Raw genomic sequence first — 15,215 nt, 5'->3', positions numbered from 1 at the left:
AACCAACAGTCTCGCTTTATTACTCTAAAATTGCGCTTCCTCATACATCCTCTTGAAGTCTTCTAACTTATTAGTCGTACATAAAATATTAGGATACCGCCGGAAAATATCAAATTGCCATTGCTTGTCCACCGGCCAGACAACAATTTGCAATCCTGCCGCTTCACATTCCTCAACAAATTCATCTGTTAGATATTCAATTCGAACAGCAAGGGAGGATGCCTTGATTTCTTTTAAAAAATCGAATAATCCAGGGGTAGCACCATGTTGGATCACACCTAATTCAATGTCCGCTGATAATTCTCTCATTTTTCTAATAGAATAGTGATCAAAAGAATTAACATATATCGAGTCCATCATCCCTGTTTCTTCAATCACTCTAAGCGTCTTTTCCTCTAGTTCCGGATAGAGATACCCATGCTGCTTTAACTCTACAGCTACCTTCATTTTCCCTTTTGCAAATTGAAGCGCTTCCTTTAAAGTCGGGATGGTTTCTGTTCCTCCGACCTTTAACTTTCGAAGCTCATTAAATGTAAAATCCTTCACAAATCCGTTGGCGTCCGTCATCCGATTTACTGTTATATCGTGCATTAAAATAGGCACTCCATCTTTACTAAGCTGAACATCAATCTCAATATGACTAAATCCCAATTCATAAGCCGCCCGATACGCCGTTAATGTGTTCTCTGGATATTTGCCCGGATACCCTCTATGGGCAAGTGCTCTAATCAACTTACTTCCCCCATTCACCTTTAATATGATTATACCTTTCAACTAAATCTTAGCAGTCTTCCCTAAAAGTTTCTATAAGAAAAGCCTTAAATTATTAGTTTTAAGAGAATGTTCAGCCGTTTCATTTTGCTAAAAAGGGATTAGAACACTCTTCTAGCATATTAAAAAATTAAAGGATCTCCTACAATAACAAATAGAACGTCCAATCATGGGAACATCATGTGATTGGACGCCCTTGTTTTATGTGAATATATCCCTCTGATTTAGTTGGAATTAAAATACACACAGATCCGGCAATTATTTAATTGTTGAATGGGAATATCCATATCATAAATTTCCTTCAAGGATTCAGACTGAATAATTTCATTCGTTGGACCATCTTTCACAACCTGACCGTTTTTCAAGGCTACGATTCGATCTGAATAAACAGAAGCAAAGTTAATATCATGGAGGACGATAACGACGGTTTTCCCGAGATCATCTACAAGTCGACGCAAGATTTTCATGATTTGCACAGAATGCTTCATATCCAAATTATTTAATGGTTCATCTAGTAAAATATAATCTGTATCTTGAGCAATAACCATGGCGATAAAGGCTCTTTGCCTTTGCCCCCCTGACAATTCCTCAAGGTATTGATCTTGTATATCACGTAAAACCATATAATCAATGGCTTCATCGATCTTTTTTTGGTCAATATCATTAAGCCGTCCCTTTGAATATGGAAAGCGTCCAAAGGAAACAAGCTCACGAATAGTTAAACGGACATTCATATAGTTGGATTGTTTAAGAATGGATACTTTCTTCGAAAAGTCGCCTGACTTCATGGCTTTGACATTATTTTGATCTACCAATACTTCTCCTGTATCAGCATCGAGCAAGCGACTAACCATAGATAGTAAAGTAGATTTCCCTGCACCATTCGGACCAATGAAAGATGTAATCTGTCCAGGCTGAATATCAACCGTTACATCTTCTACCACACGTTTTTTCCCATACGCCTTCGTTAAATTTAACACTTGAATCATGTGGATCTACTCTCCTTCAACAATAAATAAATGAAATACACTCCACCGATAAAATTAATAATGACACTCAACGTGGTCGTAAAGGTGAAGATTCTTTCCACTACCCATTGACCACCTACTAAAGCAATCACACTCATTGTCGCTGCACCCGTAATTAAAACACTGTGCTTATATGTTTTGAAGAATTGGTAAGCCAGATTGGCGACAATCAAACCAAAGAAGGTAATCGGCCCAACTAAAGCTGTGGAAACTGAAATAAGTATCGCCGTAATAACAAGCATTTGTTTGACAATTCGATCGTAAGAAACCCCCAAATTAATCGCCACATCTCGCCCAAGTGATAGAACATTTAGGTATGGCAGGCTTCTCCAGCCAATAAGTAAGACAGCTCCAACAAAGAATAAAGATAACCATACTAAATCCCCGTTGACATTATTGAAACTTGCAAACATCTTATCCTGGACAATTTGGAATTCGTTTGGATCAATCAATACTTGCAGAAATGTCGAGATACTTTGAAAAAAGGTTCCCACAATAATTCCAACCAAAAGTAGAAAATAAATCGATTGCTGTCCCTTTTTAAATAAAAAGCGAAAAAGCAATAAAGCGAAAATAATCATAATGATCACGGACAGCATGAAGTTTACCTGCTTATTTACAATCGTAATATGATCAGAACCTAAAAAGAAAATAGCGAATGTTTGAATAAGCAAATAGAGGGAATCTAAACCCATAATGCTTGGCGTCAAAATACGGTTATGGGTAATCGTTTGGAATACGACTGTTGAATATGCAATCGCGACACCTGTAATAATCATTGCCGCTATTTTTATAGCCCTTTTTGGTAAAGCATAATCAAAGCTACCGTTTAAATTATGGAATAAATAAAGTGCACAGCATCCTGCAGCGACCAGCACAAGTATACTGATTTTTGTAGAATTACGCATAGGCTTTCCTCCGGAATAGCAAATATAAGAATATGCCGCTACCGATGACACCCACCATTAAACTAATGGATATTTCGTATGGATAGATCAGCACACGTCCCAATATGTCACAGATAAGAAGGAAAATAGCCCCCAGTAATGCTGTGTACGGCAAAGTTTTTCGAATATGGTCGCCTTTTATAATCGAAATAATATTTGGGATAATTAATCCTAAAAATGGAATCGTCCCAACTGTTAATACAACCGTAACCGTGACCAATGCAACAAGAATTAAACCAATATTAACAATCCGTTTATAAGGAAGACCTAGATTTTTCGCAAAGTCTTCCCCCATCCCGGCTACTGTAAAGCGATTAGCAAAAAAATAAGCCAAGATTAGAACAGGGATACTAATATATAAGAGTTCATACCTACCCTTGATAATCATCGAAAAGTCACCTTGTAACCAAGCCGACATATTCTGAATCACATCCGCCTTATAGGCAAAGAAGGTTGTAATGGATGACAAAATATTCCCAAACATCATGCCAACAAGTGGTATGAAGATTGCATCTTTAAACTTAATTCGATCCAATATTTGCATAAATAATAAAGTCCCGCCAAGTGCAAAGACAAAGGCCACAAGCAATTTTTCAAGCGTAGTGGCATTTGCAAATAGAAGCATCGAAACAAGAATTCCTAATCTCGTAGCATCTAATGTACCTGCCGTGGTTGGAGAGACAAATTTATTCCGACTCAATTGCTGCATAATCAAGCCCGCAATACTCATTCCAGCGCCAGCCAATAAAATCGAAACAAGCCTTGGCACCCGACTAATTAAAAAAACTTGAGTTTCTTCTGATTGAATGTTAATCAGATCTAGAGGCGTAATATTACTTACCCCCACAAATAACGATATAAAAGACGCCAAAATTAAGGCGACAATCAAATACCACGTTTTCATAGGAAACTCCGATCTAGCAAAATTTTCTTAATCTTTCTCCTTCATTCTCATTGAAAATCATTATCAATGAATCAACTACATTATAACACTATCTTAAAGTAAGTCAATGGTGCTCCTATGTTGGTGCCTAGCACGCTCCAGAATTTGTCAAAACTTATTCACATTTCAAATCTCTAATATGTAGGGGCACGAAATGTTTTTAACGATTTAGGTATCTGCCCTTTTCATGGAATAGTCATTTTGCTATGATTATTCTATTCTCTTTTTCAATCATTTTTCGGGAGATCTATTTAAAGTGAATGTTCAAAAAAGAGGATAAAAAGGACAAAGTCAGCTAAAAGCGCTGACGTTAATTGTGAACGTCCGACACTAATACATCGTACGTCGAAATTCTGAGGCGAGCTTGCACAGGACGTATCGGTACTTAGTTGAAGATCATTTGTCTCGCAGTGTCATTTTTACCGGACTTTTTGAATATCCTCTTAAAATGTAAACATCAGGAGGAAAAACAATGACCCTTGGAAATTATGAAATTTTTATTCGTGTGTTAGTAGCCGGAGTGCTGGGTGCGGTTGTTGGACTAGAGAGGGAAAAAAGATTTAAAGAGGCTGGATTGCGAACTCATTTTTTAGTTGCCCTAGGAAGCGCTGTCATGATGATTATTTCGAAATATGGGTTTAATGATATTTTGCATGAAGAAGGAATCGGCCTTGACCCCAGTCGTGTTGCCGCTCAAATTGTAAGTGGAGTTGGCTTTTTAGGAGCAGGCATGATTCTTGTCCAACGTCGTTCCATTTATGGACTGACGACAGCCGCTGGTATTTGGGCAACAGCTGGTATTGGCATGGCGATTGGAGCTGGTATGTATGAATTAAGTATCTTCGGAACTATTTTAATTCTTGTTGGATTAGAATTGTTGAATCGCATTTTTAAATTTGCCATTCCTAAAGCATACCAGCTAACAGTCGAGTGTCTCTCAACAGATAGTATCAAAATGGTGATCGAAAATCTTACTCTTCACAAGTTTGCGATTAAAGATTATCGTGTCAAAATGGAAAATATCGATCATACCACTAAATATATCTTAGAGTTAAAAATACAGTCCAAAAACCCATTGGAAGACAATCAAATCACCCAACTACTATACAAATTGAATGGCGTTACGTCTATCAATTTCGAGTGACTCCATTCATTTTTCCACAACAAAAAGCGAGTAGCTGATGATTAGTCTCGTCACACGTTCCGTGTGCTACGCGCTTTTTTTTAGATCCTTTTAAACTCATTGTCCTTCATCCAAACTTTCTGATTCCTAATAAGCTGTCCAGCCACCATCTGCAGTAATGACTACACCGTTCACAAAGTTAGAGTCATCTGATCCAAGAAAGAGAGCTATTGTAGCAATTTCCTCCGGATTTCCGTTTTTTGGATTGAACTCTGCTCCACTCATTGCTTTTTTCATGCCAAATGGATCCGGGTTATCAATCGTTGAGCCTATATTTGTTTCGACCCCACCAGGAGCAATGGCATTACAACGAATACCGTATTCTGCATATTGAAAAGCTACATTTTTCGTTAACCCAATGGCAGCATGTTTTGAAGCAGTATATGCGGCACCAGCTCTCGATCCATATAGTCCTCCAATCGAGGCATTGTTGATAATGACGCCACTTTTCTTTTCTTGAAAAATAGGTAAGACTTTGCGGGTTGCTCTCATGACACCTGTTGTATTAATGGCCATGACACGTTCCCATAATTCATCTGTCACGTTTGCAGCTGGGACGAAATTGTCCATAATCCCTGCATTATTCACCAAAATGTCTACTGTCCCATATTCCTTTACAGCCGTATCCACCAAGTTTTGAATATCTTCCTCTTTCGCAACGTTCGCTACAACAGCGAGGGCTTGTCCTCCGGCTTCCTCTATCTCTTTCACAACGGCTTGTGTCGTTTCCGGGTTTATATCACTTGCAACCACTTTTGCTCCTTCTTTTGCATATAAAAGTGCGATTGACTTTCCCATCCCTGATCCAGCACCTGTCACGATAGCTACTTTGTCTTTTAATTTCATTATTTTCCACCTCCATTTTTCTGGGGATCCCCCTTATCTTTAATATATACGATCAATCAAGTTTGTGCAATATTGAACAAACTATTTTTAAAGAAAGTATTTGAACTTATTCACAAGCTAGAATGTTGTAGTTTTATAAATCAAAAAAGAGGCTGGGAGAAAAAGCGAAACTACTAGGGTACATACCCCCCGCTCCGGAAATATACTTCGCCTTTCGGGGGGTTGCCGAGCTCTAACTTCCCGCAGGAGCCTACGCTAAGATAATACAAGTTATACCCAGCCTCTTTTAAGCTTATTTAAACACCATCGTTGCCTCAATGGCTTTCTTCCATCCATTGTATAGAGATACTCTTTCTTTTTCTTCCATATTGGCTTCGAAGGTTTGGTCTACCCCCCAGAAATGTTTGATTTCTTCTTTATTCTCCCAAAATCCTATCGCAAGTCCAGCTAAATAAGCCGCTCCTAGGGCAGTTGTTTCCTCGACCTTTGGGCGTTCCACTGATACATCAAGTAGGTCACTCTGGAACTGCATCAAAAAATTATTTTTGACAGCTCCCCCATCGACACGCAATGTTTTCAAGGGAATTCCTGAATCGGCCTCCATGGCTTCTAACACATCTTTTGTCTGATAAGCAAGAGATTCCAATGTCGCACGAATGAAATGTTCTTTGGAAGTTCCTCGGGTAAGGCCAAACACTGCCCCCTTCACATCACTATCCCAATAAGGTGTTCCAAGTCCAACAAAAGCCGGTACGACATACACCCCATCAGATGACGATACTTTTTGGGCGTATTTCTCACTTTCATCTGCATCCCGAAACATTCTTAATCCATCACGCAGCCATTGAATCGCAGATCCAGCAACAAAAATACTTCCTTCCAAGGCATATTCGATCTTTCCATCGATGCCCCATGCAATCGTTGTCAATAAACCATGTTTAGATTCAACTGCCTGTTCGCCTGTATGTAAAAGCATAAAACACCCTGTTCCATATGTGTTTTTGCCCATACCACTCTCGAAACAAGTTTGGCCAAATAATGCAGCCTGTTGATCTCCGGCCATCCCAGCAATTGGCACAGAGCGGCCAAAGAAATGATAATCAACAGTGTGTGCGTATACTTCAGAAGAAGGACGTACTTCCGGAAGCATTGTAGCTGGCACATTTAAAATTTCAAGTAATTCTTCATCCCATTGCAGTTCATGGATATTGAACATCAGTGTTCTAGACGCATTCGAATAGTCTGTTACATGAGCTTTCCCACCAGATAGCTTCCACACAAGCCATGTATCAATCGTCCCAAATAAAAGATCGCCCTTTTCCGCTTTCTCTTTAGCCCCTTCGACATGATCCAAAATCCATTTCAGCTTTGTTCCAGAAAAATAAGGATCCAGTAGTAAACCTGTTTTCCTTCTAAAAACATCCTCTAACCCTTGCTGCTTTAGTTCTTCACATATTGGGGCTGTTTGTCGCGATTGCCATACAATTGCATTGTATATCGGCTTGCCTGTATGTCGATCCCATACCACGGTTGTTTCACGCTGATTCGTAATGCCAATTCCTGCAATTTGCTTTGGCTGAATATTCTTATCCACCATAACACTTGCCATAACCGCGAGCACCGAGCTCCATATTTCATTAGCGTTATGCTCGACCCAGCCTGAATGGGGGAAATACTGGTTAAACTCGACTTGGGATTTATGAAAAATTTCTCCCCTTTTATTAAATAATATTGCTCTCGTACTAGTTGTTCCTTGATCCAAAGCTAAAATATATTGCTCCATCTTATCACTCCTTCTCATTATTGATAATCCTTGATGGATTAGATTTTTTCAAAGGCCTTCCACAATTCCATTCGGGACGTTGTCACGGCTTCTGCTCCGGCCTCTAAAGCGGCTTGCACTTGCTCTTCTGTACGGATTAAACCACCTGAAATAATCTTACAACCCGTGTGTGCTTGAATTTCATGAATCAATCCTGACACCACTCCCGGTAAAACTTCAATATAATCGGGCTGTGTGCGTTCAATCAACTGATAACTCTTTTTCAAAGCAATTGTATCCAATAGAAAGGTTCTTTGAATCGCTAAAATGCCTTTCGCCTTCGCTTTTAAAATCATATTGGATCTTGTAGAGATGATCCCAGCTGGTTTTAAATCATTACAAATATATTCAGCTGCATAATCATCTGTATTCAAGCCTTGAATCAAGTCAGCATGAACCAGAACCTTTTTTCCATGTTTTTTCGCCACATGGATAATTTTTCGGAGATTACTAATCCGTACTTCGAGTAGAACAAAATATTCATATTGACTATCTAAAAGACGTTCGAAATTCCGTAAATCTCTTAATGCAGGCAAAATTTTCTGTTCATGGAAAGCCACGATTGTATCCCTTCCTTTCAATTGATATGAGAAAACTTTATTGAAGGATGAGAATTTCTCCCTCTAGACGCTTACTCTGCCAGCTCCACGAGTCGCCTGTTTCAATTCATGCTCTAATACCTCCGTAGCTCTTTTGCGTTCCCCTTCAGTCCAATGAAACAGGGAAGCCATCTCCTTGATCACAGCATCTTTCCACTGCTGGACCAGCTCAACGTCAAATAATAGCTCGCCTGTTCTTCGGATAAAGAAGTCTACTGGTTGAACCGTCATCTCATGATGAATCGCGTATAAAAGTTGTGCCTGCATAGTAACAGGTAATTCCCCTTGTTGCTCTGGCAAATAGTCAAACACAGTATCTACATTTGTACCATATAACTTCGCCAGTTTACGCCCTTCTTCCTGTGTCAATCCATAACTTTCTGCTTTTTTACTCTTTTCTTGAATAAAAGCCTCTAAATGGGCGGAGCCCCCTATGTCTCCTCCTGAAATGGGAAGATTCCTTGTTTGACAGGCTGGAAAGCTCTTGTCTCCTAGTTGATTTAGTTTGCTTACAACTAAGTTAACCACTGTTTCTGCCATTTTCCGATATCCAGTTAATTTTCCACCAGCAATGGTAATCAGTCCACTGTTTGATTCCCAAATCTCATCTTTACGAGATATTTCTGACGGTGCTTTGCCTTCCTCGTGAATTAAAGGCCTGACGCCAGCCCAACTAGATTCAATATGAGAGTCTGCGATATCCAAGTCAGAAAACATATAGCGAATAGCCTTCAACAGATAATCACGATCTGCCTGAGTCGCATGCATATCTGCAGGATCACCTTCATAAAATGTGTCTGTGGTTCCTACATATGTTTTCCCATTACGCGGGATCGCAAATACCATTCGCCCATCAGGTGTATCAAAATAGACAGCTTGATGTAATGGAAAAATTGCTTCATCAAAAACAACATGCACCCCTTTGGACAAACGCAAATGCTTTTCCGTTTTAGATCCGTCCATATCGCGCAGTTCATCTACCCATGGGCCTGCCGCATTAACCAGTTTACTCGCCTTTACTAGTACTCTTTTCTCACTGAGACGGTCTTGCACCTCGGCTCCAATCGCTTTGCCCTCGTCATTATAAACAAATTGGTCTGCTTTCGCATAATTAATTACTGTTGCCCCTTTTTGCACAGCTGCCTTCATGACTTCGATCGTGAGACGGGCATCATCTGTGCGATATTCGACATAATAGCCACTGCCCTTTAATCCAGTCTTTTTAATAAAAGGGACCTTATTTAAGGTCTCATCAACCGAAAGCATCTTTCTTCTTTCCGCCTTTTTCACTCCAGCTAAAAAGTCATACACCATCAAGCCAATAGAAGTCGTGAATTTCCCAAAAGTCCCTCCTGTATGAAAAGGAAGCAGCATCCATTCTGGTGTCGTGACATGCGGACCGTTTTCATAAACAATCGCTCGTTCCTTTCCAAGCTCTGCCACTTCTTTTATTTCAAACTGCTTTAAATAACGCAACCCACCATGCACTAATTTCGTGGATCGGCTTGATGTACCAGAGGCAAAATCATTCATTTCTACAAGCGCTACTTTCAACCCTCTTGTAGCCGCATCTAAAGCAATTCCCGCACCAGTTATTCCTCCACCTATCACAAGCATATCAAATTCGGCTTGCTCCATATCTTGAAAAACAGCCTTTCTATTTAAACCTGAAAATTCCTTCATAACAGTTCTCCCCCTTCGAATGTGCTAAAAAAGGAGATGCAAAAAAAGAGACTCAAAACAGACACTATAAACTAGACAATAGTGCTGCTTGGTCTCTCTGCATCTCCAACCATTTATGAACTTATTATTAGATTATCATATTTCTTCCTCACTTGCATGGGTGAAAATTATAAAATCCCCCATTTTATTCACTCGCTTTGATAACCTGTCCATTGACCCCATCTGCCGGTAAAGCTGCCAATTTTACAATTCCATCAACAACTGTCGCTGGATCCCCTTCTCCATAAGGGTTTTGCTCCGTTTTCAAATTCCCTGGATCGAACATGTTCACTAATATTCCATGTTCCTTTTCTTCAAGCGCCACTGTGCGCATTAATCCTTCCAAACCTGCTTTAGCAGCCGAATAAGCCCCAAAACCTTCATACTCATAATGAGCCATTGCAGAAGTAATGGTCACAATCCGACCATACTGTTGCTTTCGCATTATCGGAAGAAATGCGTTTGTTACAATGAAGGAGCTAGATAAGTTGAGACGAATCGTATGATCCCATAACGAAACTGTCATGTCATGGACTGCACTGAATCCCCCAGTCCCGCCGACGTTATTGATTAACACATCTATCCGACCCACTTGAGCGATTAACTGATCACGCAGCGTGTTCACCTCTTCTGGATTCGTTACATCCACAGGGAATACAAGCGATCGGCCCCCTGCCTGCCCAATAACCTCTGCTACTTCCTGTAATTTTTCCTTACGTCTTCCGGTTAATACAACTTCTGCTCCTTCGGCCGCCATTTGAATCGCTGTTGCTCTTCCTAAGCCAGTTCCTGCACCTGTCACTAGGACAACTTGATTTGTTAATAATCCCATAATGATCACTCTCCCTATGTATTATTTTCCTCATCCATTCACTTGCTCCAAAACAAAAGCGCAAGCGCCCGTTTAGCGACCTACAAACTTTCTTAATAAGGATGAACGGCTAAAAACGTGCCATCCTGGCGGCAGACCCAAACGCGACGTCCTGTCGCTTCGTCTGCACTAGTACATCCTGTACGTCGCAACGCCGATGGACTCGCTCCTGCGAGCCTTGATCCGATGGCTCCTGAAGCTGACAACAACTGCCCAGCCTTGAAGCAATCTTAAGAAAACTTTATTTATCTTTTAAAAAAGTGAATCAACTGCTGAGTAATGATTTTTACTCAATATTTCTCTATGTTTCAATTTCTTAACTCTTTCCTTAAAAATTTTTACAATATTCATTGTATTAATGAAAGGACCCAATGTAAACGAATTTGTCTTCGAACCATACATGTAAACCAGCTATCTTTTGCATCATTACCTTTCGGATTCAACCTGAATGAATTATCGTTTAACGAGGAAAGATAAAGTGACTGGCATCACGGGGTCGCTGGTTGGGGTTTCATTTTATCCTCCTTTGGGAACACACTCTATAAACAAGACATTTGAAAAAGGTCACGATCATTGATATGGTAAAAAAATGAAAAAATTTGTTATTAGAAAGGAAAACGGCATGAATAAAATTTCGAATGTATTTTGGATATCTGCTGCTTTCTTAGTTATTGCAGTTATTTTTGGAGTTGCAGCACCAGATAGCTTTGAAGCGATGACCTCTAATGTGAAAGATTTTATTACAAGTAGTTTTGGTTGGTATTATTTAATCCTAGTTTCCGTAATTGTCCTCTTTTGTATCTTTCTTATTTTTAGTCCTATCGGAACAATTCGATTAGGGAAACAGAATGATCGACCTGAATTTTCCCGAACCTCATGGTTTGCCATGCTCTTTAGTGCAGGAATGGGAATTGGTTTAGTCTTTTGGGGGGCAGCAGAGCCAATTTCCCATTTTGCCATTAACTCAGCCACTGCTGAACCCGGTACAGACGAAGCGTTAAAGGAATCCATGCGTTATACTTTCTTTCACTGGGGGATTCACGCATGGGCAATCTACGCATTTGTTGGATTAAGCCTTGCCTTCTTCAATTTCCGGAAAGACCGTCCAGGTTTGATCAGTGCCACATTAGAACCGATTTTAGGTAAGTATGCGAGAGGCCGAATTGGCGTATTGGTTGATATTATTGCTGTTCTAGCTACGGTGATTGGTGTATCCACAACATTAGGATTTGGGGCTGCCCAAATCAATGGTGGACTTTCTTACCTTTTTAATGTCCCCATTTCCTTTCCGATCCAGTTTATCATTATTGCTATTGTCACCGTCTTATTCTTGATATCATCTTGGTCCGGATTAAGTAAAGGAATTAAGTACCTAAGCAATACAAATATGATCTTAGCTGTACTATTGCTTCTTTTAGTCTTTATCGTTGGCCCTACCTTATTAATTTTGAATATGTTTACAGATACGATTGGACTTTATTTGCAAAACATAATTCAGATGAGTTTTCGGATTGCCCCTTTGAATTCTAGTCATCGAGAATGGATTAATGACTGGACCATCTTTTATTGGGCTTGGTGGATCTCTTGGTCACCTTTCGTTGGTATATTTATTGCCAGGGTTTCTAAGGGTCGTACCATTCGCGAATTTGTCATTGGAGTTCTTTTGGCTCCAGCTATCGTCAGCTTTATTTGGTTTGCTGTATTCGGTACAGCAGCGATTGATGTTCAGCAAATTGGAGCAATTGATTTAACGCAATTTGCAACAGAAGAAGTGTTATTTGCCGTCTTTCATGAAATGCCATTTTCCATTGTCTTGTCAATTGTCGGGATTGCTCTGGTTGCGATCTTTTTTATCACATCGGCAGACTCTGCAACCTTTGTACTAGGTATGCAAACAACTTATGGATCGCTTACCCCACCTAATACTGTTAAGCTTTCATGGGGAATTATCTCAGCGGCTATGGCCTCTATTCTCTTATATAGTGGTGGCTTGGACGCATTACAAAATGCTTTAATTATTGCGGCCTTACCATTTTCTATTATCATGATCCTGATGATGTTCTCGCTTTATAAGGCATTGGCCAGTGAGAAAAAAAGGCTGGGACTTGTGCGAAGACCAAGGGAACCAAAAGCAGAAAAATCATCAAAATAAGGCACCTAAGAAAGTGTAAAACTGCAATTTACCTATAAGCCAGAAGTTTATAAATTCCTGCACACAAAAAACCCGAGATTCTATATTAGAATCCGGGATTTTTTGGTTTAGGCATTCCTGGGTTATCGGTAGACAGCATTAATACGAATAAATGTTTTTATCCTGGAGAATGTGCTTGGCGATCTCAGCTGCTTTACTACCGTTTGCCCCATCATTTTGAATATTAACAGCAAAATAATAAAAATGATGATTCTTTTCGATATAGCCAATAAACCAACCATTCACATCTATTCCATTAATCGTACCTGTGCCTGTTTTTCCATGTAATTGTCCCTGCGCTTTCTTCTCAATAGAGATTGCTTGCTTAACGGCTTGAATGTTTTCTTCTTTAAAACCGAAGCGGTTTTCTTGTAAAGCAACTAATAATTCCACTTGTTCAATTGGAGAAATTTTTAATGAAGATTCCATCCAATATTGATCCAGCTGCCCGGAGAGATTCTCATTTCCGTACATTATTTTATCAACATAATGTTGTAATTGCTTTTTGCCCATTTTCTGATCAAGATTCTGGAAATACCAGTTCACTGAACTTCCTATGGCCGTATCCAAGTTATGGTTTTGATTCCATTCTGGATAAGGGTGAACTTCACCATCCCAAGTCTGTACATTGTTGTCAGGTGTTATCACATTTGACTCTAAGGCAAATAAGGCTGAGTAAATTTTATAGGTGCTATTAGGAGAAACCCTTTGTTCACTCATCTTCTGATTATAAATATGATATTGATCTTCGGATGCATCATATAAAACAAAGCTGCCTTTAAATCCTTGAAAATAACGATCTAAATCTTCATATATAACCTTTTCCTCATCGAATGCATAAACATCAGAACTGGCTACAGCATTAGTGAAGGGTGTCAGGCATAGCACAAACATACCTAAGGCTATGCAAATGGCTATACTTTTCCGTCTCAATAATTGTGAATCCTCAGTATGCTTTGCAATGCTAATGATTCTCTGTTTTATTTGTTTTTTCGTTCCTCCTATTCCTGGAACAAATTGTTCATACACACGGTCATGTTTTCCTCTCGCAAAATGAAGAATTGTATGCCCATAGTCGACATAGTTGTCTTCATCTATCAGACTTAGCACAGATGCATCGCAAGCTAATTCACGATCGATTCTTATCCGCTTTAAAGCATACCAAACAAATGGATTAAACCAATACAAGATTTGCAAGGCCAACATCAGATTATTAACGAGCACATCTTTGTTTTTTTGATGGCTTAATTCATGTAAAAAAACATATTTTAATTCATTCAATGAAAATTCCCTTTGAGCATGTAAAGGCAAAAGGATAGATGGCTTTATCATCCCAAAGGTAATCGGGGAATTGATCATTGAAGTCTCCTGCAATGCGATCTCTCTTCTTACCCCGACAATCTCCTTACACTCTTCTAATAGATCCTTTATCTTTTGATCTCTTATAAGTGAGGCCGACTTTTTAATTTTGCGGATTTGGCCATGTGAATAGATAATCCATCCAGCTAAGACAACTATGCCAATCGCCCAAACGATTAACCCCATAGTGAACACAGATTCTGGAGTTGACCTATTCACCGATATAGCAAAATCGCGTAATAGATCACTGTTTTCTGCTTGAGAGATTGTGGACCCGCTCATACTTTTTTGCTTAAGGGAATTCGATGTATTTTGCGTGAATATATTTGTAAAAATCGCTGGGATTGCTCCAAGTTTGAAAAAATCCCACGGAAAAAAGGGAGTCATTAGGGGAACGAAAAGAAAGTACCAAATTTTATAATGCACTTTAATAGAAAGATGCTTGCTCAATCCCTTTTTAAGCAAAAGAATCGTGATAATTAGCAAAGTAACTAGCAAAGTACTTAGCATAAAACGATGTATAAAGGTATCCATTATTCTCCCCCTTTCTTCTTCTCCCTTTCTGATAATATCGCTTTTAATTCATCTATATCTTCTTCTGATAGTTGATCATTCTCAATAAAATTTAACACCATAGAATTTAACGCACCATTAAAAAACTGTTTAAGGAATAGTTCGCTTTTTTGTTCAACATATTCATGCTGCTGAACAAGTGATGTGTAAACAAACACTCTTCCCTCTTTTTTCGTTTGCAAGACCTTTTTCTTTACTAGACGTGCAAGCATCGTGTGAATGGTATTTGGTTTCCAGTCAATTTTCCCCATAACCTTCTCGACAACCTCAGGAGTGGAAATCGGCTCATACTTCCATACAATTTTCATCACTTCATATTCTGCTTCCGATATTGGCGGAATTTTACTCATTCTTCATACC

General features: G+C 39.3%; 13 protein-coding genes. 2 read left to right on the top strand and 11 right to left on the bottom strand.

The window, feature by feature from the left end:
* Positions 1–24: 24 nt before the first annotated feature.
* From IPU53_RS13080 to IPU53_RS13065, 4 genes are all read right to left on the bottom strand, one after another.
* Positions 25–732 (bottom strand): glycerophosphodiester phosphodiesterase, encoded by a 708-nt coding sequence (locus IPU53_RS13080; RefSeq protein ID WP_207451339.1) that lies wholly within the window; start codon positions 730–732, stop codon positions 25–27.
* Positions 733–995: 263 nt separating this feature from the next.
* Positions 996–1,760 (bottom strand): iron ABC transporter ATP-binding protein, encoded by a 765-nt coding sequence (locus tag IPU53_RS13075; protein ID WP_207451337.1) that lies wholly within the window; start codon positions 1,758–1,760, stop codon positions 996–998.
* Entirely contained in the window at positions 1,757–2,707 is a 951-nt protein-coding gene (locus IPU53_RS13070; RefSeq protein ID WP_207451335.1) for an iron chelate uptake ABC transporter family permease subunit, read from the bottom strand. The genes IPU53_RS13075 and IPU53_RS13070 overlap by 4 nt, the downstream gene beginning before the upstream one ends.
* A complete protein-coding gene (locus IPU53_RS13065) occupies positions 2,700–3,650 on the bottom strand; it encodes an ABC transporter permease (protein ID WP_207451333.1) in 951 nt (316 codons plus the stop codon). The genes IPU53_RS13070 and IPU53_RS13065 overlap by 8 nt, the downstream gene beginning before the upstream one ends.
* Positions 3,651–4,161: 511 nt before the next feature.
* Between IPU53_RS13065 and IPU53_RS13060 the strand changes: the two genes are divergently transcribed.
* The gene (locus tag IPU53_RS13060; RefSeq protein ID WP_207451332.1) at positions 4,162–4,833 is read left to right on the top strand and encodes an MgtC/SapB family protein; all 672 of its coding nucleotides are present in this window, start codon (positions 4,162–4,164) and stop codon (positions 4,831–4,833) included.
* Positions 4,834–4,959: 126 nt separating this feature from the next.
* Here the strand turns inward: IPU53_RS13060 and IPU53_RS13055 are convergent, their stop codons facing one another.
* From IPU53_RS13055 to IPU53_RS13035, 5 genes are all read right to left on the bottom strand, one after another.
* Positions 4,960–5,718, bottom strand: coding sequence for an SDR family oxidoreductase (locus IPU53_RS13055; RefSeq protein WP_207451331.1), 759 nt, complete (start codon positions 5,716–5,718; stop codon positions 4,960–4,962).
* A 292-nt stretch (positions 5,719–6,010) separates the two neighbouring features.
* Entirely contained in the window at positions 6,011–7,501 is a 1,491-nt protein-coding gene (glpK, locus tag IPU53_RS13050) for a glycerol kinase GlpK (RefSeq protein WP_207451330.1), read from the bottom strand.
* A 38-nt stretch (positions 7,502–7,539) separates the two neighbouring features.
* Positions 7,540–8,100 carry a glycerol-3-phosphate responsive antiterminator gene (locus IPU53_RS13045; protein WP_313886487.1) on the bottom strand — a complete coding sequence of 187 codons (561 nt, stop codon included), beginning with the start codon at positions 8,098–8,100 and terminating at the stop codon, positions 7,540–7,542.
* 63 nt (positions 8,101–8,163) lie between these two features.
* Complete coding sequence (locus IPU53_RS13040) at positions 8,164–9,822, bottom strand: glycerol-3-phosphate dehydrogenase/oxidase (protein WP_207451329.1); 1,659 nt, start codon at positions 9,820–9,822, stop codon at positions 8,164–8,166.
* A 184-nt stretch (positions 9,823–10,006) separates the two neighbouring features.
* Complete coding sequence (locus IPU53_RS13035; RefSeq protein WP_207451328.1) at positions 10,007–10,693, bottom strand: SDR family NAD(P)-dependent oxidoreductase; 687 nt, start codon at positions 10,691–10,693, stop codon at positions 10,007–10,009.
* A gap of 661 nt (positions 10,694–11,354) precedes the next feature.
* On the opposite strand from IPU53_RS13035, the gene IPU53_RS13030 reads away from it, so the two are divergent.
* Positions 11,355–12,884 (top strand): glycine betaine uptake BCCT transporter, encoded by a 1,530-nt coding sequence (locus IPU53_RS13030; protein WP_207451327.1) that lies wholly within the window; start codon positions 11,355–11,357, stop codon positions 12,882–12,884.
* Between the two features lie 138 nt (positions 12,885–13,022).
* On the opposite strand, the gene IPU53_RS13025 is transcribed toward IPU53_RS13030, so the two are convergent.
* Positions 13,023–14,816: a BlaR1 family beta-lactam sensor/signal transducer gene (locus tag IPU53_RS13025; RefSeq protein WP_207451325.1), complete on the bottom strand. Its 1,794-nt coding sequence runs from the start codon at positions 14,814–14,816 to the stop codon at positions 13,023–13,025.
* Positions 14,816–15,205, bottom strand: a complete 390-nt coding sequence (locus IPU53_RS13020; protein WP_207451323.1) for a BlaI/MecI/CopY family transcriptional regulator — start codon at positions 15,203–15,205, stop codon at positions 14,816–14,818. The genes IPU53_RS13025 and IPU53_RS13020 overlap by 1 nt, the downstream gene beginning before the upstream one ends.
* Positions 15,206–15,215: the final 10 nt, after the last annotated feature.

It is taken from the genome of Bacillus sp. SD088 (assembly GCF_017355205.1).
GTDB lineage: Bacteria > Bacillota > Bacilli > Bacillales > Bacillaceae_C > Lederbergia.
Note: the sequence above shows the minus strand (reverse complement) of the source record. Positions and strands in the feature narration are given on the sequence as shown.